This is a genomic window from Stanieria cyanosphaera PCC 7437 (genome assembly GCF_000317575.1).
Taxonomy (GTDB): Bacteria; Cyanobacteriota; Cyanobacteriia; order Cyanobacteriales; family Xenococcaceae; genus Stanieria; species Stanieria cyanosphaera.
The window spans coordinates 1,037,892-1,061,436 of sequence record NC_019748.1; the positions used below are offsets into that span (position 1 = coordinate 1,037,892).

At 34.7% G+C, this 23,545-nt stretch carries 20 protein-coding genes and 1 riboswitch; of the genes, 11 read left to right on the top strand and 9 right to left on the bottom strand.

Annotated elements, in window-relative coordinates:
• Positions 1 to 78: 78 nt before the first annotated feature.
• From STA7437_RS04515 to dusA, 3 genes are all read right to left on the bottom strand, one after another.
• Entirely contained in the window at positions 79 to 453 is a 375-nt protein-coding gene (locus STA7437_RS04515) for a cyclic nucleotide-binding domain-containing protein (protein WP_015192186.1), read from the bottom strand.
• A 263-nt stretch (positions 454 to 716) separates the two neighbouring features.
• The gene (locus STA7437_RS04520) at positions 717 to 1,436 is read right to left on the bottom strand and encodes a cytochrome b/b6 domain-containing protein (protein WP_041619150.1); all 720 of its coding nucleotides are present in this window, start codon (positions 1,434 to 1,436) and stop codon (positions 717 to 719) included.
• A 27-nt stretch (positions 1,437 to 1,463) separates the two neighbouring features.
• Positions 1,464 to 2,456 carry a tRNA dihydrouridine(20/20a) synthase DusA gene (gene dusA / locus STA7437_RS04525; RefSeq protein WP_015192188.1) on the bottom strand — a complete coding sequence of 331 codons (993 nt, stop codon included), beginning with the start codon at positions 2,454 to 2,456 and terminating at the stop codon, positions 1,464 to 1,466.
• On the opposite strand from dusA, the gene STA7437_RS04530 reads away from it, so the two are divergent.
• The gene (locus STA7437_RS04530) at positions 2,455 to 2,877 is read left to right on the top strand and encodes a hypothetical protein (RefSeq protein ID WP_015192189.1); all 423 of its coding nucleotides are present in this window, start codon (positions 2,455 to 2,457) and stop codon (positions 2,875 to 2,877) included. The two genes, dusA and STA7437_RS04530, sit on opposite strands and share 2 nt — an antisense overlap.
• 186 nt (positions 2,878 to 3,063) lie before the next feature.
• Here the strand turns inward: STA7437_RS04530 and nusB are convergent, their stop codons facing one another.
• Together nusB and STA7437_RS04540 are read right to left on the bottom strand one after the other, a co-directional pair.
• Positions 3,064 to 3,705, bottom strand: a complete 642-nt coding sequence (gene nusB / locus STA7437_RS27555; protein WP_015192190.1) for a transcription antitermination factor NusB — start codon at positions 3,703 to 3,705, stop codon at positions 3,064 to 3,066.
• A 71-nt stretch (positions 3,706 to 3,776) separates the two neighbouring features.
• On the bottom strand, positions 3,777 to 4,514 hold the full coding sequence (locus tag STA7437_RS04540; protein ID WP_015192191.1) for a DUF502 domain-containing protein: 738 nt from the start codon (positions 4,512 to 4,514) through the stop codon (positions 3,777 to 3,779).
• A gap of 415 nt (positions 4,515 to 4,929) precedes the next feature.
• On the opposite strand from STA7437_RS04540, the gene STA7437_RS26455 reads away from it, so the two are divergent.
• From STA7437_RS26455 to STA7437_RS04550, 5 genes are all read left to right on the top strand, one after another.
• On the top strand, positions 4,930 to 5,097 hold the full coding sequence (locus tag STA7437_RS26455; RefSeq protein WP_015192192.1) for a hypothetical protein: 168 nt from the start codon (positions 4,930 to 4,932) through the stop codon (positions 5,095 to 5,097).
• A gap of 209 nt (positions 5,098 to 5,306) precedes the next feature.
• Positions 5,307 to 5,364: riboswitch (Glutamine riboswitch) on the top strand.
• A 33-nt stretch (positions 5,365 to 5,397) separates the two neighbouring features.
• A complete protein-coding gene (locus STA7437_RS26460; protein WP_015192193.1) occupies positions 5,398 to 5,553 on the top strand; it encodes a hypothetical protein in 156 nt (51 codons plus the stop codon).
• A gap of 33 nt (positions 5,554 to 5,586) precedes the next feature.
• The gene (gene pirA, locus STA7437_RS26465; RefSeq protein WP_015192194.1) at positions 5,587 to 5,724 is read left to right on the top strand and encodes an arginine synthesis PII-interacting regulator PirA; all 138 of its coding nucleotides are present in this window, start codon (positions 5,587 to 5,589) and stop codon (positions 5,722 to 5,724) included.
• A gap of 354 nt (positions 5,725 to 6,078) precedes the next feature.
• Positions 6,079 to 6,294 carry a hypothetical protein gene (locus STA7437_RS04545; RefSeq protein ID WP_015192196.1) on the top strand — a complete coding sequence of 72 codons (216 nt, stop codon included), beginning with the start codon at positions 6,079 to 6,081 and terminating at the stop codon, positions 6,292 to 6,294.
• 10 nt (positions 6,295 to 6,304) lie between these two features.
• A complete protein-coding gene (locus STA7437_RS04550; protein WP_015192197.1) occupies positions 6,305 to 7,636 on the top strand; it encodes a deoxyguanosinetriphosphate triphosphohydrolase family protein in 1,332 nt (443 codons plus the stop codon).
• A gap of 305 nt (positions 7,637 to 7,941) precedes the next feature.
• Here the strand turns inward: STA7437_RS04550 and STA7437_RS04555 are convergent, their stop codons facing one another.
• The 3 genes from STA7437_RS04555 to cobN all read right to left on the bottom strand — a co-directional run bounded on the left by STA7437_RS04555 (position 7,942) and on the right by cobN (position 13,558).
• A complete protein-coding gene (locus STA7437_RS04555) occupies positions 7,942 to 8,274 on the bottom strand; it encodes a hypothetical protein (protein WP_015192198.1) in 333 nt (110 codons plus the stop codon).
• A 251-nt stretch (positions 8,275 to 8,525) separates the two neighbouring features.
• A complete protein-coding gene (locus STA7437_RS04560; RefSeq protein ID WP_083856846.1) occupies positions 8,526 to 9,131 on the bottom strand; it encodes an alpha/beta hydrolase in 606 nt (201 codons plus the stop codon).
• Positions 9,132 to 9,679: 548 nt separating this feature from the next.
• Positions 9,680 to 13,558, bottom strand: a complete 3,879-nt coding sequence (gene cobN, locus STA7437_RS04565) for a cobaltochelatase subunit CobN (protein ID WP_015192200.1) — start codon at positions 13,556 to 13,558, stop codon at positions 9,680 to 9,682.
• A 107-nt stretch (positions 13,559 to 13,665) separates the two neighbouring features.
• On the opposite strand from cobN, the gene STA7437_RS04570 reads away from it, so the two are divergent.
• From STA7437_RS04570 to STA7437_RS04580, 3 genes are read left to right on the top strand one after another with little or no spacing between them, the layout of a single operon-like run.
• On the top strand, positions 13,666 to 15,939 hold the full coding sequence (locus STA7437_RS04570) for a sensor histidine kinase (protein ID WP_015192201.1): 2,274 nt from the start codon (positions 13,666 to 13,668) through the stop codon (positions 15,937 to 15,939).
• On the top strand, positions 15,936 to 16,616 hold the full coding sequence (locus tag STA7437_RS04575) for an N-acetylmannosamine-6-phosphate 2-epimerase (RefSeq protein ID WP_015192202.1): 681 nt from the start codon (positions 15,936 to 15,938) through the stop codon (positions 16,614 to 16,616). Before STA7437_RS04570 ends, STA7437_RS04575 begins: the two co-directional genes overlap by 4 nt.
• A 44-nt stretch (positions 16,617 to 16,660) precedes the next feature.
• On the top strand, positions 16,661 to 18,640 hold the full coding sequence (locus STA7437_RS04580; protein WP_015192203.1) for a potassium channel family protein: 1,980 nt from the start codon (positions 16,661 to 16,663) through the stop codon (positions 18,638 to 18,640).
• A 79-nt stretch (positions 18,641 to 18,719) separates the two neighbouring features.
• Here the strand turns inward: STA7437_RS04580 and STA7437_RS04585 are convergent, their stop codons facing one another.
• On the bottom strand, positions 18,720 to 19,220 hold the full coding sequence (locus STA7437_RS04585) for a TolB family protein (protein WP_015192204.1): 501 nt from the start codon (positions 19,218 to 19,220) through the stop codon (positions 18,720 to 18,722).
• Between the two features lie 269 nt (positions 19,221 to 19,489).
• On the opposite strand from STA7437_RS04585, the gene STA7437_RS04590 reads away from it, so the two are divergent.
• Both STA7437_RS04590 and STA7437_RS04595 read left to right on the top strand, forming a co-directional pair.
• On the top strand, positions 19,490 to 20,872 hold the full coding sequence (locus STA7437_RS04590) for a sugar transferase (RefSeq protein WP_015192205.1): 1,383 nt from the start codon (positions 19,490 to 19,492) through the stop codon (positions 20,870 to 20,872).
• A gap of 139 nt (positions 20,873 to 21,011) precedes the next feature.
• Positions 21,012 to 23,210, top strand: coding sequence for a phosphoketolase family protein (locus tag STA7437_RS04595; RefSeq protein WP_015192206.1), 2,199 nt, complete (start codon positions 21,012 to 21,014; stop codon positions 23,208 to 23,210).
• Positions 23,211 to 23,545: the final 335 nt, after the last annotated feature.

Consider the following 23,545-nt stretch of genomic DNA (forward strand, 5'->3'; position numbering starts at 1 on the left):
CTAGCTTGATTTTTGCATTATGCAAATTTGTCTTTATGGTAATGCTCTCACAAAACAATCTTGAGCAATGACTTAATTTTAAAATTGCTGTTTAAACTTACGAAGACGATTAGAATAACTTCTCATCACATGAAGGGCAAACATTGGTGTTTCCTGTACAACAAATAAAAAACGCTCTTTATCTAAACAAGCTAACTTACAATCGGTTTTGGCTACGGCATTAGAAGCTCTAGTTGCTTCAGGTTGCACTAATGCTCCCTCTCCAAATACATCTCCTGCATGGATAGTTTCTAGAACTTTACCATTAATTACAATATCAACTTCTCCTTCAATAATGCCGTACATGACATTACCCAATTCTCCCTGCTGAAAAATAGTCTCTCCTGCTGCAAAGCGTTGAAATTCCTGATTAGCTTGAAAAATACTGACTGTTTTGGCTGGTTCTAATAACATATGTTTTTGACTTAAGACAAATAAAAATAATACTTTAGCAATCTTCAATTAAGAAAAGAATAAGATGTAGCAATTTCTCAGTTGAGTTGGTTATCAAAACGAGCAAGCTAAATAAAAGTTGATAGGATTTACTTTACCTAATTAATTTGGGAAACGATAAAACTAAATTATTTGCAGTTACTTAAGAATAAAAAACTTTTTAGAAAGCGATCGCTATAAACTTATTTTTGATAAATATTATAATTTAGAAGCAAAAATATTCATCAAATAATTTCTTTGATTATTGAAATTACCCAAGCTAAAACAATACTAATTAACACAAAAATCTCTATAATTTTGAGTGTAGAAAGAGATAAAAACCATTGTTTAACTATTGCGTGATCAAAATTAGAAGGCCAATTAGTAATATGTTTGCACCACAAAGTAGGACTATCTTGACTGCGAAATTGCCAATTGATCATCGATAAAATTAAGGGAATGCCTCCAACTTTAACACTCATTAAAAGATGAAGCGCAATAAAAATTACTAAAATTAGCCAAGAAATTAGATGGGCATAATACCAGATATGATTAAGTTCTCCTTGAGGTAGCCATTTTTCGTTCATCATCTTGCCAGAAAAAACAGCAAAAGTTAATGCCAAAATACTCAAGGTATTAATTGAGCGATGGACAGTGTACCACCAAATGGGTTGACCAAATCGAGTTATTTTTTTTAAAGAATCAGACTGAATTAATCTTCGTTGACCCCGATGAAAAGCATAAACAACAAAGAAAGGAAAAATCAATAATGTCCATAACCCAAAGGTTCCATGAATACCTTCAATTTCTGGAAATTTAGGTAAAGCAACTTGACCCCAACGTCCGTCATAAGTATTGTAAGTCCAAAAAGCAGTTATAATAGCAGCGATCGCAAATAAACTAGTTAGTCCGTGAAGAATACGAAGTAAAAGTGGTTGATAAGGGTGGGAAAATTTGGTTGGCATCATAACTCCCTCGTCTAATTTTTAATTTTATGAAGGAACTTTGGCTAAAGCATTACTAATAACTATTGAATCAGCATCCATTAAATGAGCATTTTCACTAATATATCTTTTCCAAGCTTTAGTGCCAGGTTGACCAGCAAATAACTGTAACATATGACGACTAATGCCATGAAGTTTTAGCCCTTTTTTAGTCCAATAATCGATATAGGGAAGCATTGCTTCCACTACTTGATGACGAGTCGGTGGCGTAGCTGATTGTTGATAAATATCTCGATCTACAGTGGCAAATAAATAAGGATCGTCATAAGCTGCCCTACCAATCATTACTGCATCAACATAATTTAATTGCTCTTTGATTTGTTCTAAAGTAATAATTCCACCGTTAATTTCAATCAATAAATGAGGAAATTCCTGTTTGAGACGATGAACATCTTGATAGCGTAGAGGCGGAATATTACGATTTTCTTTAGGACTTAAACCCTTTAACCAAGCTTTGCGGGCATGAACAATAAAATGACGACAACCAGCTTCAGCGACAATCTGAACAAATTGAGCTAAATCCTCATAGCGATCGCGTTCATCTATGCCAATTCGATGTTTTACAGTTACAGGAATACTTACAGCATCTTGCATCTTTGCTACTGCCGTTGCTACCAATTCAGGCTGTGCCATTAAACAAGCCCCAAAGTTGCCATTCTGCACCCTCGGACTAGGACAACCAACATTGAGATTTACTGCATCATAACCCCAATCTTCCCCAATTTTGGCACATTGAGCTAATTCTTGAGGATGATCGCCTCCAAGTTGTAAAACCAGGGGTTTTTCTTCAAGCGAAAAATCTAATAACTTATGGCGATCGCCATGAATAATTGCTGCTGTAGTAATCATCTCAGTATAAAGTAAGGTGCGACGGGTAATTTGACGCATTAGATAGCGAAAATGACGGTCTGTACGTTCCATCATGGGTGCTATGCTAAGGGGATTACCAATGTTTGTTTGAAGATGATTTGAGTGGCTCATGCTGCAATTACCTGGATTTTGGCTGACTTTTCTGTATTATTTTGCTGTAACTAATTTAATCGTTGCTATTACAGTTTCTCAAGGCATGGGAATCGATTGGCAAGATAAATCTATTTATCAGTTAGGAGTTTTTTTAGGGTTAATTGCAGGATTATTAGGAGCTAAATTTAATCGCAACATTACCATTAATAAAGCTTTTAAAAATCAAAAAACTTTAGTCAAAACTCTTAATCAAAGTTTAGCTGAAATGGGTTTTCAAGCAAAATCTGAATTGGACGATTTTACTGTTTATGAAAAGTCTAAACTTGCTGCTATTTTTGCTGGTAAAGTATTTGTAAAAATAGAAAAAAATCTCAAGTGTGTTACCATCACTGGGCGAGCTAGCGTCATTGAAAAACTAAATCAAATTTTTGACAATTAAAAACCGCTTCTCAATTAAATGAAATCTAGTCGGATAGTTTAATTTTTGTTGATAGTTGATGGTTAATTGTTAATTGTTTGTCGCTACGCGCACCTTCGGTGAGGTTAATTATTCATCCCTCATAATTAGTAATTAGTAATTAGTAATTAGTAATTAGTAATTACTAACTGGTTTTAAAAAGAAAAATTAATTCTGAATTGCTTCTTGTTTAAGGCGATCGCTAACTCTTCTAAGAACTCCGTTAATAAAACGATAACCTTCCTCATCTGAATAGCGTTTGGCTAATTCTACTGCTTCGTTAATCGCTACTTTAACAGGAACATCAAGAAATAACATCTCAGCTACAGCAATTCGTAAAATATCGCGGTCAATTTTGGGAAGACGATTTAATTGCCATGCTACTAAAACAGTTTCAATTTGTGTTTCAATTTGCTGACGATGTTGACAAACCGTAGAGATAATTTCAATGGCATATTCTCGAACATCCGTTTGACTAGTTAGCTGAATAAATTCTGGCAATTCTACCGCAATTCCTAAACGATTAATCGCTGTTTTGGTTAACTCCATCGCATCACTAACCATTGCTTTAGCACTATTAAGGTTACTGCTGCGGGTTTCGCTTTCTAGTAAACGTTCATCTCCCCGTTTAATTTCTGCCGAAGCATTTTCTAAGATATCTTGAACTTCAACAATTAAAGTACGCACTGCTGCCAATACTAAACTATTGAGGTCTTCTTCTTCTAGTTTAGAAGGATTAGTACTAACTTGAGCAATACTTAATAAAGCTAATTCGCGGGAAATACTTCGGGGTTGTTTACGGACTGGCATAAAATTATCAATCTGGGATTATTAAAGTTAATCGGCTTGTCATTCTAACTATATAACTGTTACCTACTTGCTTAACTTTCTTCTTCTATCGGTATTACTGCTGATTTTTTCTCAGCCACAGAAGTATTTAAACTAAGCTTTTTATAGGGCTTAGGTAAAGCGATCGCAACATCAGTCGCTGGTTGTTCAGGACTAACAATACCACCAGAAATGAGAACTTTAAAAGCGTCTTCAATCGAAATAGTTACATCAATTGCATCTTCTTCTGGCACAATAGCATACCAACCAGAAGTAGGATTGGGAGTGGTGGGAATAAAAACACTAAGCATTTTTTGGTGCAAATGAGATTGCAATTGACTGCTGACTTTTCCTGTCACAAATCCAATTGTCCAAACTCCCCGTCGAGGATATTCTACTAAGACGACACGGCGAAACCTAGTTTTGGAGTCTCTCAACAAAGTTTCTAAAATCTGCTTCAGAGTTTTATATACCGATCCTGCTAACGGAATAGCTTGTAGAAATTGTTCACCAAAATCTAATAGCCACCTGCCTACAATATTTCTTGCCATCAAACCGATAATCAAGATACATAGCAATGGCACGGCTAAACCAACTACTAAATTAAGAAAGTTAGTTAGTAACGGATCTAATCCGTCAAAGGGATTGAGTTGCTTGGGAACACGAGTCAGAAAATCGATTACCCATTTAGCAATAGTAATTGTCAACCAAATGGTAGTAGCTAGAGGAATCACTACCAACAGACCGGCAATTAAGTCGTTTTTTAAATCTTGCTTAAAGCGTTGCAGCACAAAAGGCAAACTCTCCTAATAACTGAATCTAAAATTAGTCCTACTTTACTATTAGTTGTAGAACTTGCAAAGAATTGTTGCAACCCTTGACATTTGTTAATAAGTATCAATTGCTGTTTGAACAAGCAAAAAGCTAATTCTGATTCAAAAATAATGTTTGTAGCACATTTTACCTTAACGCCAATCAATTAAGGGGTTATTTGCTCTTTAATTGCAGTATTTGTCAACCGTACCCTGCCTTAAAACAACAGACGGTGCTTTCAAGGACTCGAATTTACTTCCAGTTACAGCCCCTCCGCTTGCGTTCACTTCGTCAATTGGTTGAATATTTTGTAGAGCAAAAATTTTTCTTCTATAGCATAATTTGGTCAAAATAATCCTATTAAGAGAATAATTACAACAGGAGATACGAACCATGACAGACTTACCATTAGAAAAACAATTAACTCACTTTTGTTTTTGTGATGCTATTGATGACATCGAAGACATTGAAATTCTTAAAATTGAACTAGGCAAATTACATTTACTTTATCTAAGACAACAAGTTCTATTCGCTCAAATGGCTAAAAACTGTTTGTTATAAATCATTACATGAGCAGTAAATAAATATGTCCAGAATTAAACAGGACTTGCTAACTATTTCCCATCTTGATTTACCCCGTATGCCAAAATCCAATTAAGCGACGGGGATTTTAGTTTTACGGATATCTTCACACCCTCATACGGTTCTCTGCCTAATGGTAGAAGTTCTTGAAGCAATAAAATTGATATATAAATAACAGGCAAAGATAAATCGTTCATCTCTTCTGTAAAGAGACGGAAGTAGGGACTAAACCCGAAGGAACGCGCCTCATTCAATGCCACACAACAAGAAGGAGGCGAAATGAAACGCAATAATCTTAATACTCAATCAAATACACATTCTCACTTGGTTTCTGCACAAGCTCGTCGTTTAATGCAGCAAAATCGTCAGAAACAACACAATCGAATTCAATCAATGGGTCAAAGAACTGCCTCAGAATTAGGAATCGAATTGTAACTGTAAGTACAAAAATATTTAAGGATTAGTTCCATGAAAAATAATCAACATCGTCAAATTCATCGTGCTAATATGCTCAAAAGCTTAGAGCATCGTTTACAAGTTGCTGTTGCTAACAAAGATGAACGTTTAATTCGGATTTTGGAAAGAGAACGACAATACTATAGATAAAGCTTAGTCTAGCTGTACCAAGCAGTTGTTCTATAGCACTACGTTTTTGAGTTAGGAAACAATATTGTTTGTAGGGAGGATTCATGAATCCTCCTTACAGTTTTTTGTGGTAAATATGTAGTATGCGTTTGCCCTGGTATATCAGACGTAATATTTTGATAACTAGCTAAAACAAGATATAATTATAGCTTTGGCATTTTTTAAAGTTTAATTTTAGACTATTATTGTTCAAGTTATTGCATAATGGAAAACGTGACTATCGGTAGGGTTGAATAACCATAATTTTGACTACGAAACACTACGGATAGCGTAACAAAGGTTTTTTACCTAGTTTATTAATATAGTTGAATTATTATGAATACCTCTTCTGTAAAATCTCGGGAAACTACCGAAGATTTACTCCTTCATGAATTAAAAGAACATCAAGCACCTATGAGTCTGCAAGAATTAGAAGCTAAACTAAGTACAGAGCTAAATCTGTCTCATCGTATTTTTAAAGAAGCAGCTTGGAAGTTAGTCGAAGAAGGAAAAGCTCAATTTACTGCCAGTTGGGATTTAGAAATTTGTTAAGTCTACTTATATGTTGAGACGGGAAGAAAGACAGTATCATCCTTTTAAGCATAGAAGTGACAAACCAGGAGATCAAAGACAATCTTTTCAAATCGATCGCGACCGCATTATTTATTCTTCTGCTTTTCGTCGTTTAGCTCAAGTTACTCAGGTAGTTACTGCTCAAGAAGGACACGTTTTTCACAACCGTCTTACTCATTCACTCAAAGTAGCACAAGTAGCCAGAAGATTATCGGAAAAATTAATTGATGAACAACCATTGATTGCTGAAGAATTAGGAGCAGTCAATCCTGATGTGGTTGAAGCAGCAGCTTTGGCACATGATCTTGGTCATCCGCCTTTTGGTCACACTGCTGAAGAAGAATTAGATGATTGTGCGACTAAGTGTGGTTTAATTGATGGTTTTGAAGGAAATGCTCAATCGTTTCGGATTTTGACAAGGTTGGCAATTCATCGTACTGATTATTATGGTCTTAATTTAACCAGAGCAACTTTAAATGCGGTATTAAAATATCCTTGGCTACGTTCGACTAACCAACAATCGAAACAATGGCGTAAATATTCAGTTTATCATCAAGACCGAGCAGCTTTTAACTTTGTTAGACCGACAGAAGAACAACAGCAAACCATTGAAGCTAGCATTATGGATTTTGCTGATGATATCACTTATAGTGTTCATGATTTAGAAGACTTTTATTTAGCTGGATTAATTCCTTTAGAATTGTTAGCGACAGAAAAAGATGAATTAGCTAGATTTGTTGAAGAATGGTTGCGAGAATTACCTGATAATCAATGTGCTAAAGCAGTACAAGAAAATCCTGCTCGGTTTCAAAATTTTCTCAATGCTACTTATAATTTGAGAGGACAATATCGACCAGGTTCTTTTGAACAAAAAGCTCAAATAAAACGAATTAGTTCACAATTAATTCAAGGTTATCTTCAATCAGTTGAACTAAGTCTTGAATATAGCGATCGCGGTTATTTAAAATACGATTGTGCCAAAGAAGAAGAGTTAAAGTTTTTACAACGAATTGTTTGGTCTTATGTTATTTCTAACCCGCGTTTAGCTACTCAAAGATATGGACAAAAAAAAATTATTAAAACCTTATTTGAAATTTATCTTGAAGCTATTGAGCGCAAAGATTTAAGTTTTATTCCTGCCAGATTTGTTAAAGAATATTTAGATTTACATGAGAAAACCAACGACTTAGAAGATATTGAGCAAGAAAAACTACGTATGGCGGTAGATATTGTGGCAAGTCTTAGTGAAGCAGAAGCTGTACTCAAATATCGTCGTCTTACTGGCATTAACCAAGGTTCTTTTTTGGATTATTGGGAATAATCTTAAATCCACTTAAATAGTTATTAATCAAGTTGACAAGGGGACACGGAGAAGGAGAGATATGGAGATTTTTTATTACTATAACACTACGTATTTAGGTTAGGACACGCAAATCTTGTCAGGGCGAGAGCGCCAATCGCCCCTACGATTTACAATAATGTCCTAATCTTTCTTTGTACTGCTATACTAATGCAACGGATTTTATCTAAAATTTTTATTTAAGTACCTAAGCAAAATTGATTATGCTTTGTTGCTTATTTCCTATTTACCCCAGTTTTTCTCAACTATGTAAATTATCTACACGACTACTTAAAAGAAACTTGATTTTCTAACCAATTAGTAACTAATACTGGTAAATTTTTTTTAACCCAACGTAAAGCAACAATTCTAAGAATTGGTTTTGACATATTGGCAATAGCTTTCATAAATCTATTTAACGGTTGATTATGAAATTTTTTATTAACTAAATTAAGCGAGCCGACATCATAAAGACAATCAATAATTAATTTTAAAGTTACTTCTTCTCGTTCTACTAATTGTTCGAGCAAAAGAAGTACATCACGCATCCTTTCTTGTTTTTTTAGTTCTTCTGGCGAAATTTTTTGGATATTAACTTGTTTGTCAGGATAAGTCAGCATGAATGGTTAGCCAAATTTGATTGATGATGCCCAAGGAAAAGCTTGATTAATTAAATCAAAAAATTGCAAGCTAAACCTCTATGATCGAAATATTTTCTTGTGGTTATTACTTAGTAATGATTAATCAATAGCTAAGTTTTGTCAAAGACAAATAAACCATAATAAACTATAACCTTTTCATACTGATTTTTCAGCTTAATCTAGCTAAAAATAGTAAGATTTTTTTAACCCAGAATCTAACTTGAGATAGTTTACAAACCTTTGATCCAATCTTCCAAAACAGTTAAGGGTAGCTCAAAATTGTTTTCTACAGTATTAACCAAGTTGTTCACAGTTCTTACTGTATTTCCTAAAGATTTACTGTCTATATAAACTTGTGTAGTTGGATAGTTTTGCAACAATTCTAATAATGAGATTTGATTGTCATCTTGAGCAGAGGCAATTAACGTAGCTCTTAAAGCTTCTTTACTAGACCGATGTGATTTAGTATGAAATAATTGGCTAGTTTCTCCTAAAACTAATTCTCCTGGTGCGGTGTTAAACAAATTTGCCATCAAGATTTGATTGGTAGGCAAGGGTTGAGTCAACACAGAACGAACAACTTCAGGATTTTGCTTACTATAATCAAACAAAAATTGAACTGATGGAGACATTTCTCCAGTTAAGGCAAATTGTTCTAGTTCCTCAATCGAAACTGATTGAGAAAGAATACCGTGAGTAAAAATAACTTCTTCAGCAGCTAAGACTGGATGGCTAGCACTCAAAATTATCATCACTACACTAGTTTTAAGTAATAATTGCCATAATTTTGGCATCATCAACTTCAATAAGAATTTTTTTATTGTTTGTTTATTCATAATATAAATTTTAACGTTTAAAACATATGATATTTATTTCAATACGGTATAGCCTCGATAATGATGCGTTTTGTTGAAATATTTCTCAAATGATGAAGTAGGGTAAATATATAGCCTTTCTCGCTCTTGGTGAGGTACACCATTACCAGTTACTAATTACTAATTACTAATTACTAATTACTAATTATCAATCCACTATCAACGCTCTACCTGGAAAATGAACTGTATCTCATTAATCTGAGAACCGCTATATAAATAATTCTGCCTACCTACTAAATAATACGATCGCTAGTTATAATTAAATTCATGGCAAAGTCGCGATCGCTTTGATGTTTAAGTTCTTAAGATAGTAGATTGAGGTAATTTAATATCCCCATCTTATTTTTCTGGTGCTAAAACGGACATTTCGCAAGTAGGTTAGCAAATTAAATAATATTAATGATTATTTTAGTCTAACCCATAGCTTTGAGTATTTACTACTAAAAAAATACGAGTTTTAATTTTAGTTTTCAAAGTTTTGGCAAGCTAAAAATTGAAAATATATAAACTTAGCTGAGGTTTTCAATTATTCCCTCAGTATGATTCACAATATTTTTCAACTCTTCTAACATTTCTTGCTTAACTTCTTGCCACATTCCCCTTTGATTAGCTTCTAATAATCTTTCTGCCAAATCTCTTAATGCCCAAGGGTTTTTATCCTGAATAAACTGTTGTACTTGTTGATCTAAAATGTAAGCTTGAGCTATTCCTTCATACATATAATCGGAAACGCATTTAGTTGTCGCATCATAAGCAAATAAATAATCTACTGTAGCAGCCATTTCAAAAGCACCTTTATAACCATGACGCATGACTCCTGCAATCCATTTCGGATTAATGACACGGGAACGATAAACTTTAGCAATTTCTTCTGATAATTGTTTGACTTTGGGGTTATTCGGCAGAGAATTGTCCCCAAAATAAACGGTGGGATTTTTGCCTGTGACAGAACGAACTGCTGCGGTTAAACCTCCTTGGAATTGATAATAATCATCGGAGTCTAATAAATCGTGTTCGCGGTTGTCTTGATTGTGAAGGACTATTTGTAATTGTTTTAATCTATTATTAAAGGATTCTGGTGCAGAATGTCCATTGCCTTGAGCATCGTAAGCGTAACTACTCCAATTAATATAAGCACGAGCTAAATCTTCATCGCTTTGCCAATTTTGTGACTCAATTAAACCTTGTAAACCTGCACCATAAGCACCTGGTTTAGAACCAAAAATTCTATAACTCGCTCTGGTGGAAGCTGATTGTTGATCTAATCCTTGTTGTTGCCAAAACTTCGTTTCTGTTTTGACTTGAGCAGATAAAGGATTAATTTCTGGAGATTCTTCTAGAGACGCGATCGCTTTTGTGATATTATTAAGTAAGTTGAGTATATTGGGAAAAGAGTCGCGAAAAAAGCCTGATACTCTCACCGTCACATCAACCCTCGGTCTTCCTAATACTCCAGGAGAAAGTATTTCAAAATCTACTACCCGACGGGAAAAGTTATCCCAAATTGGACGCACTCCCATGAGTGCCATTACTTGGGCGACATCATCACCACCTGTCCGCATGGTAGAAGTTCCCCAGATTGAAACAGCTAAGGATTTAGGATATTCACCATTTTCCTGGGTATAACGTTCAATTACGGCTTCTGCTGCTTTACTTCCTACTGTCCAGGCAGTTTCTGTAGGAATAGCACGAATATCTACTGAATAAAAGTTTCTGCCAGTGGGTAGTACTTCTGGTCTACCTCTGGTAGGTGCGCCAGATGCGCCACTAGGAATATATTTGCCATTTAAGGCATTGAGGAGATTAGTTATTTCTTGTTTAGTTTGCTGAAGTGAAGGAAGAAGTTGCGTTTCGATCCATTGTAATTGTCGATGAGTATGGGGAAAAGAGCCACTGATGAACGCTGATAAACGCTGATAATTAATCTGTGTTAATCTGTGTGTATCTGTGGACATTGATTGTGATGAACATTCATTATCAATTTGTGCATCTATGCATCTATCCTTAGATAGACTTTGCCCAATTAACTCTTCTACTAATTCCGCAGCGATTAATTCTAAAATTTCGACAACATCTGGAAGATTCTGCGGTGATTTGAATTGAATATTGGGTAATATTTCTCTGATAGCAGCAAATTTATCTTTAATATCTTCCCACCTCCTCTTCTCTTCTTCCTCTCTCCAATTCAGTGGCTCAAAATCCAAACCCAAATCAAGAGCGATCGCACTAGTTAAACCAAGACGATTAAGGTTAGGAAAACGAGCAATCGCTAGAATTAAGTCTCTTAATTGTCTTCCTTGAGGACATTGCCCAAAAATGTGTAAACCATCCCGAATTTGGGCTTCTTTGAGTTCGCAAAGATAACCATCGGCAATAGTAAGGAATTGAGAGATGCTTTGAGTATCTACATCTTTAATTCCCAAATCTCGATCCAAGTTTTCTTGTTGAATTAATTGAGAAATGCGATCGCTAATAGTTGGTAGTCTGGCAGGATCTAAAGTTTGTGCTTCGTAATATTCATCAATCAGAGTTTCCAGTTTAGCAAGTCCATCATACAATTCCGCACGGGTTAGAGGTGGTGTAAGATGATCGATGATTACTGCGTGAGATCTTCTTTTTGCTTGAGAACCTTCTCCTGGATCATTAACAATAAAAGGATAGAGATTAGGAATAGTTTGTAAGACGACTTCAGGATAACAAGTGGAAGATAAAGCTAAACTTTTGCCTGGTAACCATTCCAAATTACCGTGTTTACCAACATGAACGATCGCTTGTACCCGAAACTTCTCTCTCAACCAATAATAATAAGCCAGATATTCGTGAGTCGGTTCTAAATCTGGGGCATGATAATTTAAACTCGGATCGCGGTCGTATCCTCTTGATGGTTGTATACCTACAAATATATTACCTAATTGAATGCCAGGAATTGGTAATTGATCGTTTTGTAGGGGCAATTCATGAATCGCTTCTACATTATCCCATCGGGCAACAATTTCCTGTTGAACTTTTTCTGGTAAGGTTTGAAAATACTGTTGGTATTCTTCGATTGATAAAGATTGATAAACAGTACGAATGTCTCGACTTTCTAAATCGTTAGTAATACCTGTAGTTAGACGTTTAATTAATTCATCTCCAGAAGCAGGCAAATCTTCAACCCAATAACCTGCTTTAGCACAAGCTTTTAAAATTTCAATACAACTAGCAGGAGTATCTAACCCCACTCCGTTAGCAATTCTGCCATCTTTGTTAGGATAATTAGCCAAGATTAAAGCTATTTTTCTTTCCGAAACAGAAGTTTGTTTTAACTTTACCCAATTAGCAGTTAAATCTGCCACAAAATTAACGCGATCGCAGTCAGGTTGGTAAATCACCACATCTGTTTCTAATTTTTCTTGCCAATTTTTAACCGATTTAAAAGAAATAGCTGTAGTAATAATGCGCCCATCTACTTCTGGCAAAGCAACATTCATTGCTACATCTCTAGGTGTTAAACCTTGCCAACTTGTTTCCCATTGTTGTTTAGTGCTTCCGCTTAAAATTACTTGTAAAATTGGCATATTTAATTGTTGCCAAAATTGAATTTGAGATTCATCATTAATTTGCGCCAAAGCAAAACTAGTAGTATTAAGCAAAATTTGCATTGGTTGTTTTTGAAAAATATTTAATAATTCTGCTTGGACTTCTGCTTCTCTCAAAGAAGAAATAAAAATCGGTACGGGTTCTAAATTTCTTGCGATTAAAGCTTGACAAAGAGCGTCAATTACTAAAGTATTTCCAGCCAAATAATGAGAACGATAAAAAAGTATTCCTACTTGATAATTATGTTTTGATTGAGTTAGGTAAGGATACAATCCAAGTCGAGGAATTACTTGAGGTTGAGGAGGTTGATAGTTAGTATTTAAACAAATATCGCTAATAAAACAAAAAGCATTAAAATAATTTTCAATGCCACCTTCGGTGAAATAACGCCATAATTGATTAACCACAGCTAAAGGAATTGTCGAATGACTAACTAAATCAGGATCAGGGCGATCGTCCCCTGGAAGTACCCATAAAGCAGCATCAGTAGCTTCTGTAATTTCTTTTACTGCTTCTAAACCATAAGACCAATAAGTACGTCCACCTAATAAACGTAGAATAACAATTCTAGCTTGAGATAATACTGTTTCTACGTAGGTGTCTATACTTAATTGTTGCTGTAAGTTTAAAAGATTATTTACTCTTATTTCAGGGAAATTACTGGGAAAATAAGTCAAAGATTTAGCTAAAGTTTGAATATCTGTATCAGCAGAGGTTAGAAAAACAATTGGTGCAGGAGTTTGGTCAATAATAATTACCCCTTCTGTATTAGGATTCCAACCTCCAGGAGTTGCATTTAATCTGTGCATAATTAATCGGCTAATCTTGAGAAATAATTACAGTTTAGATTAAGGGCTACAAAATAAGAGATGCTAAGAATAGACAGCGTAGAGTTGTTTGCTGCCTAACTGCGATTATGTCTATTTTTCAACCTTTTATCATCAAGAGAAAGATATCCAGTACAAGTTTTGAGCAACTTTATTCTCTCTGGGAAAAAACAGCTAAAATGGCAGGCGAAGAAGCAACTTTTTTCACCGAAGAGATGTTTTTGTCTTTCATAATTACCAACAAAATCAATCCGAAAATAGATAACAAACTAGAAAAATTTTGTTTGTTAATAACGCCACAATTAAACGCATTATTATTAGGAAGATTGGACAGAATTACCGACTCTTATCAAATCAATATTACTTTCGAGCCAAAAGCAATCGCTGATTATTTTAATAGGTTAACCGAACAATATCAAGTTACTCCCGATTGTTTTAAACATTTACAAGAGCGCGTACTCTTAAAATTAAATAATTTTTGCAAACCCATGAATGAATTTACTTGTCAAGTTATCAACATCTTAACTGCAAATCCAAATTATGAAGAATATCCCAGTTTTTTTAACAATCTTCCTGTTGAACAAATTATTCACGATCAAGTAGAACAAGAACGAATTCTCAATCAAGTAAAAATCCAAATCAGTCAACATACAGATTTGCCAGAGATTATACAGATGACAATCGAGCAGGTTTGTAGTTTATTGTGCTTAGATCGTTTAGTTATTTATCAATTAGATGTGCCAATTGATTCAATTGAGTCTAATGATCGTAACACTAAATTAATCGATACTGTTACTTATGAAGCTAAAGCTTCTGAGGATATTAATTCGATTTTATATTTTCAAGATGAAATTTGTTTTCAAGAGGCTATCCAATTTAAACATAAATATCGCAATGGATTTAGTTTAGTTGTTAATGATACACGAACCGAGACAAAATTTAATCCTTGTCTACAAGAATTGATGAGAAGATTAAATGTTAAAGCTAAATTAGTTACACCGATTAACGTTCAAGATCAACTTTGGGGATTTTTAATTGCTCATCAATGTTTAAATTCAAGACAATGGCAAAGTAGAGAGAGCAGGTTTCTGAAACAAATTGCTGAATATTTAGCTATTGCAATTTATCAAAATCAATCTTATCAACAATTACAAGCACAAAAACAACTATTAGAAGAACAAGTTAATACCAAAGCTAAACAGCTACAAGACGCATTACTTGCTGCCCAAGTGGCTAGTCAATCTAAACATGAATTTATTGGTAGTATTAGTCATGAATTACGAACACCTCTAACGTGCATTATTGGCTTGTCTGGTACTTTATTGCACTGGTCATTAGCTAATGGAAAAATTCCTCTCCCTGTAGAAAAACAACAACAATATCTTAAAACCATTCAAGATAGTGGAAAACAACTTTTATCATTAATTAATAATATTTTAGAAGTTTCGGAACTAGAAGCTGGAAAATATTTATTAAATATCAGTCGGTTTTCTTTACAGGAATTAGCTAAAAACGTTTTACAATTTGTTCAAGAAGATGCTCAAAATAAACAAATTAGTTTAAGTTTAGAATTTAAAGTAAAGTTAGAAGAAGATTTATTTTATGCAGACCGAGAAAGATTAAGCGAGATTCTGTTAAATTTATTGAGTAACGGAATTAAATTTACCCCTGCAGGCGGAAAAGTTACGCTTAGAATTTGGAAAGAACAACAAAAAACTATTTTTGAAGTTGAAGATAATGGTATTGGAATTTCTCAACAACAATTACCTTTGTTATTTGAAAAGTTTCAGCAACTAGAAAGTTTTCTGCAACGTACTCATGGAGGCGTAGGATTAGGTTTAGCTTTAACCAAACAATTAGTAGAATTGCACGGTGGTAATATTTCAGTAGAATCTGTTTTAGGGGAAGGTTCTATTTTTACTGTTTATTTGCCTAATCAAACTTCAGAAAAATTACCCGTACATGAAAATGTATTATATAGCGGTGAGCGCGAAATTGTTGAAACAAAAACTATTATTTTGATCGCTCAACAAGAAGAAAATGCTACTTTACTGTGTCAATTAATTACTGCTGCTGGTTACCAAATTGTTTGGTTAATTAATGTTGAAACAGCTATTGAACAAATTGCAGTTTTAAATCCTAATTTATTAATTATTGAGCAAAGTTTTTCTCGGGAAGAAATTAAACAATTAAAAGATAATTTACCTGAAATAAACGGAGGCTGTTCTTTAAAATTGGTTTCGTTATATTCTCAATTAAACGAACAAAAACAACATTTTTCTGCACAAGGGATAGATGATTATTTATCCTTAGCAATGTCTCCCAGTGAACTACTACAAAAAATTGATGCTTTAATTAAATGAATCAATTATTAAATCAGTTAAAATCAAAATTAATTGTTTCTTGTCAAGCACCAGTCAATTCACCTCTTCATCATCCCGAGCTTATTGCTGCGATCGCAACTGCTTGTGTTAATCAAGGTGCTGCAGGAGTTAGAATCGATACTCCTAGTCATGTTCAAGCTGTGAGAAAACAATTACCAGCAATTCCGATTATTGGTTTATGGAAACAACAGAATTTAGGTAGCGAAGTTTATATTACACCTCGTTATCAAGATGCTTACGCGATCGCTCAAGCTGGTGCAGATATTATTGCGATAGATGCTACCACAAGAGAACGTCCGGGAGGAGAAACCGTTACAGAAATTATTGAACGCATTCACGCCGAACTAGGAAAATTAGTCATGGCAGATGTAGATAGTTTTGAAAATGCCCAAAGTGCTGTAGCAGCAGGGGCAAATGTAGTAGGAACAACTCTTTATGGTTACACCCAAGCAACTAAACACCTTATTCCCCCTGGTTATGATTTACTAGCAGAAATGGTAGAAAAACTAACTGTACCTGTGATTTGTGAAGGAGGAATTGCTTCACCAACAATGGCAAAACAAGCCTTAGAATTAGGTGCAGATGCTGTAGTTGTAGGTACTGCCATTACAGGCATTGACTTACTTACTCAATCCTTTCAATCCATATTTGAGTAACATTTGAGAGCTATATTTTAGTGAATAATTAACAATTTACTTACGTGAACTTGGATTGGTTTTTAATTTGTGGCTTAGGAAACTTAGGACAACATTGTGTAGTAGCCTTAGCTGAATTTGGCGTTAAAATCGCTGCTATTGAGCAAAAAGAAGTTATTCACTGGGAAATTACGAAGATTCCAGATTTAATAAATAATCTAATTATTGGTGATTGTCGTCAGAACAATATTTTAGAACAAGCCCAAGTTAAACAATGTCGTGCAGCGTTAATTGTTACTAGTAACGAACAAGTCAATCTTGAAACTGCTTTAGCTATTAGACAATTAAATCCTTATACCCGTTTAGTAGTTCGTTCCAGTCAAACCAATCTTAATTATCTTTTAAGTCAGCAACTCGGTAATTTTATTGCTTTTGAACCCACAGAATTACCCGCTTCTGCCTTTACTTTAGCTGCTTTAGGTAGTAACATTTTAGGTTTTATCGATCTAGATGGTTATAGAATTAGAGTATGTCAGCGTCAGATTACCGAAAGCGATCGCTGGTGTTATCAAAGACATCTCTACGAGTTAAATAGTAATCAAAGAAAAGTTATTCATTACCGTCCTAATTCCTTACTGACACAATCATCTTCTTTACATTGGTTACCTGATGCAATGCTTGATTATGGCGACACTTTAATTTATTTAGAAGTTGTTGAAAAATTTTCTCCTCATTTCTTAGGTAAAGTTGCCAAAAAAAAGCAATTTACTGGTAATTTGCAGTTATTTCATCCCCAGCAATTATTCCAACAAATTATCAGTTTTGTTCTAAGTTTATCGATTAGAAAAGTTGCTTTTGCTTATAGTGCCGTAGTATTTTTATTATTGTTAATTGGAACAAGCGTATTTCATTGGTATTACCCCAAAATTAATTTTGGTTCAGCTTTTTTTGCCACTGCGACCTTACTATTAGGTGGTTATGGTGATTTATTCGGTGAAATAACTGATAATACTGAGATTCCTTGGTCAATTAAACTGTTTAGTCTGGGTTTAACCATAGCAGGAACAGTATTTGTCGGTGTTCTTTATGCTGTATTGACAGAAGCATTATTATCTTCTCGTTTTGAATTTGCTAAACCGCGTTTTCCTCTGCCTCAAAACAATCATGTCGTCATTATCGGATTAGGTAGAGTAGGACAACAAGTAATTAATTTATTACAACAATTTCAACAAACTGTAATTGGCATTATTTTTAAACCTCAGATTCAATCACAATATTCAATTCCGATCCTCTATGGCAATATTCAAGAAACTTTATCACAAGCTAATTTAACTCAAGCTAAAAGTGTGGTGATTGTCACCGATGATGAAGTACTTAATTTAGAAGTTGCTTTAATGATACGAACAATTAATCCTTTGCTTCATCTAGTGATCCGTACTTCAGGCAATCGTTCTGGTCAACATTTAACTAAATTATTACCAAACATTCAAGCAATTGGAGTCAATACGGTTGCTGCGGAAGTATTTGCAGGTGCTGCTTTTGGTGAAAATATTTTGAGTGTTTTCCGTCTCAATCAACAGACAATTTTAGTAACAGAATATCAAATTGAAATTAACGATACTCTCAATGGTTTATTGTTAGGAGAACTTGCCTATGGTTATGATGTTATCCCAATTTTTTATCAAAAACCTGTTCATTCTTCGATGTTTTTACCCTCAGAAGAATTAAAATTGGTCACTGGCGATCGCCTGATCATTTTAGCAACAATTGAAGGATTACGTCGGATCGAACAAGGTCAAATTGATCTGACAAGTAAATGTTGGCAAATTAAAATTATTCAAGCATTAACTCCCGATGCGATTTTTGAAGGAGCAAATTTGATTTCTAGAATTACTGGTTGTAGTCTTGTTTTAGCACGACAAACTATGAATAATTTACCTCAAATTTTACCTTTATTTCTTTATCAACCACAAGCGCAAAAATTGGTAAGAGAATTACAAAAAACTTTAGTGACATCAATCATCTTTGCTGCTGATGAAAATTAATATGATAAAATTTTTAACAAGTAAAGGAAATACAAAATACTTAAAATATTTAGACAACAAGATTTATTTCGGATTCATCTTAATTACGATTAACAATTACAATTTGCCATTGACCAGATTGACTAGTTTGAAAAGCTACTTTACTGCCATCACCGCTAATAGTTGGATGACTAACCGAACCGCGAACATTAGCACTTAATAATTCTGTGGTTTGAGTTTGACGATTATAAACAAAAATATCAGTTTTACCCCGTTCATTGGAAACATAAGCTAAATATTGTCCGTCAGCACTGAGGGAAGGTTGGTCTTGAGAAGAATTTCGACGATTGAGGTTGGGCAATGAAACCAATTGACGCTGTTGTAAATCATACAAAAAAATGTCTCGATTGCTATTACGGTCTGAAGCAAAAGCGAGATAGCGACCATCACTACTATAAGTAGGGTGTTCTTCAGCAGAGTTACTATTAATTCCTCCTGTCAAAATTTCAGGGGTAGTCAATAAAGCTCGGCTACAACTACTCATCAAAGCAGCACTAAGGAAACATAACCAGATTAAATTAAACTTTCCTAAAGCCTTCATTTATTTTATCTTAATGGTAGTTTCTTGTTTTTCAGCAAATTTACCAAGAAAATGTAAAATTATACATGATTCAGGAGTCATCGGTATACCGCCGTTTAACGGACGAGGCGTACAAGTTCCGCCTACAAGCTGCGGAGTTTACTGCGATTAGTCAAACAAATTCAATTCCTGAGTTTAAGCAACTATTGTGAATGGACGGTACACTGTCATTAAACGACAGTTCCTATGTTCATTGCTTTCCGCAGTCAGTATCTCGATCTCAATATCTAATGAATAGTCCTGCTTCTCGTTCTACTATTGCTTGGTTGCTTTTTACTAGCGATATCATCGGCTTACTGTTCTGTTTTAATTTAGCTTTTTTGTTGCGCTTAGAAGAAATTATCGATTGGCGATCGCCAATTTTATATGGATTAATTTTAGTTTATTTACTAGGGCTTTATTTAGCAGATACCTATCGACTAGAAATTAAACTTTCTGGTCTGTGGACTTCAGAAAGAGTTTTATTTGGAATATTGGCTACAGTTACTGTCATTACTTCCTGTATTTATCTTACTGGCTTATGGGGAAGTGAACCAATTGTTGGAAGAGGTATTTTATTCATTAGCGTTGGTTTTTTTACAATTTGGGCGATCGCCTGGAGATTATTAACAGGAAAATGGGTAAAAATTACTGAAGCAAAAAGTCGTTTTTTAGTTTTAGGTAGTGGCGAACAAGCTTTACGTTTTGGTTTAGAATATCAAAGTTTTCATGCCAAAACTGATTTTGTTTTTTTAACAAAAAATAATTTAGAAATTAACCAAAAACTTGAAACAGAGCAAAATTTAATTATTGATAATTTTGATAATTTTAGTACTTGGAGTAAGCAATCTTGGTCAGGAGTTTTAATCGACGATACAGTAGATAATCTTTCTAATGAAATGATTAGAGAGTTAATGGAGATGCGATTAAAAGGTGTATATGTTTACAGCTTGGCAAATTTTTGCGAACAATATTGGCAAAAAATTCCACCTTCCTATATTCAAGATGATTGGTTTGCTTTCACTTCAGGCTTTAGTATTTTACATAATCGCATTAATATTAAACTTAAAAAAGTAATTGATAAAGTAGCAGCAGGATTGTTGTTAATCCTAACCTTCCCACTATTTGTACTCGTAGCAATTGCCATTAAACTAGATAGTCCTGGTGCCATTCTTTATTCCCAAGTCCGAACAGGATTAAACGGTAAAAAGTTTAAAGTTTATAAGTTTCGTTCGATGTGTCAAAATGCGGAAAAACAAGGAATTCAATGGGCAAAAAAAAGAGATCCTAGAATCACGAGAGTAGGTTTTTTTCTCCGTCTTAGCAGAATTGATGAACTACCACAAATTTGGAATGTTCTTAAAGGAGATATGAGTTTAGTAGGCCCGCGTCCAGAAAGACCAGAATTTGATTTACAGTTAAGAGAAGAAATTCCTTACTATGATGTTCGTTATTTAGTTAAACCAGGAATTACAGGATGGGCGCAAGTTTGTTATCCTTACGGTTCTTCAGTAGAAGACGCTTATCAAAAAGTTGCTTACGACCTATACTATATTAAAAATTATTCCTTGCTTTTAGACCTCAAAATTGCTTTTAAAACCTTGCGTGTGATGATTTTAGGCAAAGGAAGGTAACTTGAAAAAGTAGTGATTTAATTTAATTGAATAAGTAATCCTCAATAGAACCTATAACAATACACAATCGCAGTCTTACCTCACAAAACTGTAAGATTTACTTAATACTTGCAGTGATGTAAACGAGGTATAAATTTTTATGACCGTTGCCACCAACATTCCAGCATTTTGTCAAGGTATTCAGTATTTTCAAGAAAAATTGTCGGGTTTTGCTGAATACGGGCAAGAACCAGCTATCAAAGAGGGAGAAATTGCGATCGCCTCTACTCAAGACAAAGCAGCGGTTTATCAAACCATGTTAGCAGCCGATGCGCTACGTTATCTAACTCTACAAATTACTGCTAGTAAAGAATCAGGACATCCAGGCGGGTTTGCAAGTATTGCCGATACTATTGCTGCTTTAGTGATGCTAGGCTACAAAAACATTATTACTGAAGTAGGACATCACGCCCCAGGGTTTTATAGTAATGTCTTTTTAGATACTTCCTTAGAAGCAATAAGTATTAATACCGTGCAGGATTTACGCGATCGCTTTCGAGAAATGCACGGACTTTTAGGACACTTATCAGGACAAATTCCAGGACTATTAAATCCCGCAGGACCTTTAGGACAAGGACAACACTTTGCGATGGCAGGGGCAAAACTTCATCCTGGTGTGCTATTCCCTGTTACCATTGGCGATGGGGGTTTGGGCGAACCCTATATCATGAGTAGTTTTGGTCATTTTAATACTGCCTATCCTGAAGTTACCAATTTCTTACCGATTCTAGTTTGGAATGGTTATTCTCAAGAACACCACAGTATGGTGTCTACCAAAACCAATGAAGAGATGATTGCTTATTGGCATGGTAATGGTTTTGCAGAAGTAATTTTAGTTAATGCTAAAGATTATGATGATAGCAATCAACCAGGAGAATATGTAGATAGCACCAAGTTCTCTTTTGACAGTAGAATGGCATTTACTCAAGCAATCTTAGAAGCAACGGATCAAGCTGCTAAATCTGCATTGAGTGGAAAACTAACCGTTTTAATTATTAAGCAATTAAAAGGTGCAGGTGTACATAAACGAGGCGCACAATCCCATAATTTATATCCAGGAGATAGTGTAGAAAAAGATTATATTGTTAACGCATTACAAGAGAGGGCATTAACTCCTGAAGCTTGGCAACTAGTTAGAACTAATTATCTTCGTTCTAATGGTGGTGCAGCAGTAGATACAGTAGTTACAGAAAAAGAATTACCTTTACCAGACTTAGGCAACTTACCCTTAGAAGAATATCCTGTCGAAGGAGATAAAAAAGTTGCTACGACAGCAATGGGTGCGATCGTAGGTTATGTTGGTAAACAAGACCCTAATTTTGTCGTGACAAATGCTGATGGAAATGCAGCATCAGGCATCAATAATATTAATGTTGCTCTCAAAATTATTCATCCTACCACCGATGATCTTTACTTTCAGCAACCCCAAGGACAAGTTTACGAACCTCTTAGTGAAGATGCTTGTGCTGGTTTAGCAGTTGGGTTAGCTTTGTTTGGGGCGCGTACTCTTTGGTGTTCTTATGAATCTTTTGCCATCAATGGTTTACCTATTTGGCAAACTGTCACCCAAGCCATGGCAGAATTACGTCGTACTACACCTTCTACTATTACCTTGTTTACCGCAGGGGCATTAGAACAAGGACGCAACGGTTGGACTCACCAACGTCCCGAAATTGAAAACTACTTCGCTGCCATGATGCGCAATGGTAATGTTTTTCCTCTCTTTCCTTGTGATGCCAATAGTATCCAGGTTTGTTACGAATGGGCATTGAGTACTAGAAATAAAGGTATTACTATTACTGCTAGTAAATCTCCTCTCCCAATTCGGACTACTTTTGCTCAAACTCACGAAGGATTAGAAAAAGGTGCAGTAGTATTGCAAGAGATATCTGGAGATAAAACGGTGACTTTTGCTGTCATCGGTGATATGACCTTAATTCCCGTTTTTGAAGCAGCAGAACAACTCAAATCTCAAGGAATTGGTTGTAAAATTGTTTCTGTAATTAATCCTCGTCGTTTATACCGTTCTTCCGATGTTGCTTGGGAAACTTGTAGCGAAAAAGACGGCGGTTTCTTAACTGATGCAGAGTTTGACAACCTATTTAGTGGTGATGCCTTAATTGGAATTACTGGTGGTACAAGTGCCATGTTAGAAACCATTATGTTGCGTAGTAATTCTAGGCGAGATGTATTTGCTTGGAAGCGTGGCGAAACTACTGCTAGTGCTGGTCAAATTATGGCGTTTAATGGTTTAACCGCCGATAATTTTGTCAAGCGTGCCAGACAATTGATTGGCTAAAATTTAATTCTTTTTCCCCCTTTTCTGATTCTTGTAAAAGAGCGGAGTGACAAATAAGGAAATAGGGGGTTTTTCAGAAAAAGTCGACCTATTCTTAGTAATTTTAGTTGCTTTAACTAGAATAATTAGAAAGAATTAAAATACTTAATTAACTACCAAATAAACTAATATCAATTATCAAATAAACACGTTAATTTTCTCGGACTTTGAAGCATTCATGCCGAGAACGAAATGATAATTTTTGTTCAGAATTTTTAAATATCAATAATTTTCAGTAAGCTTTCGGATGTTGATTTCTAAACAAATATCTAATAATTGCAGAAGAAGGCACAAAT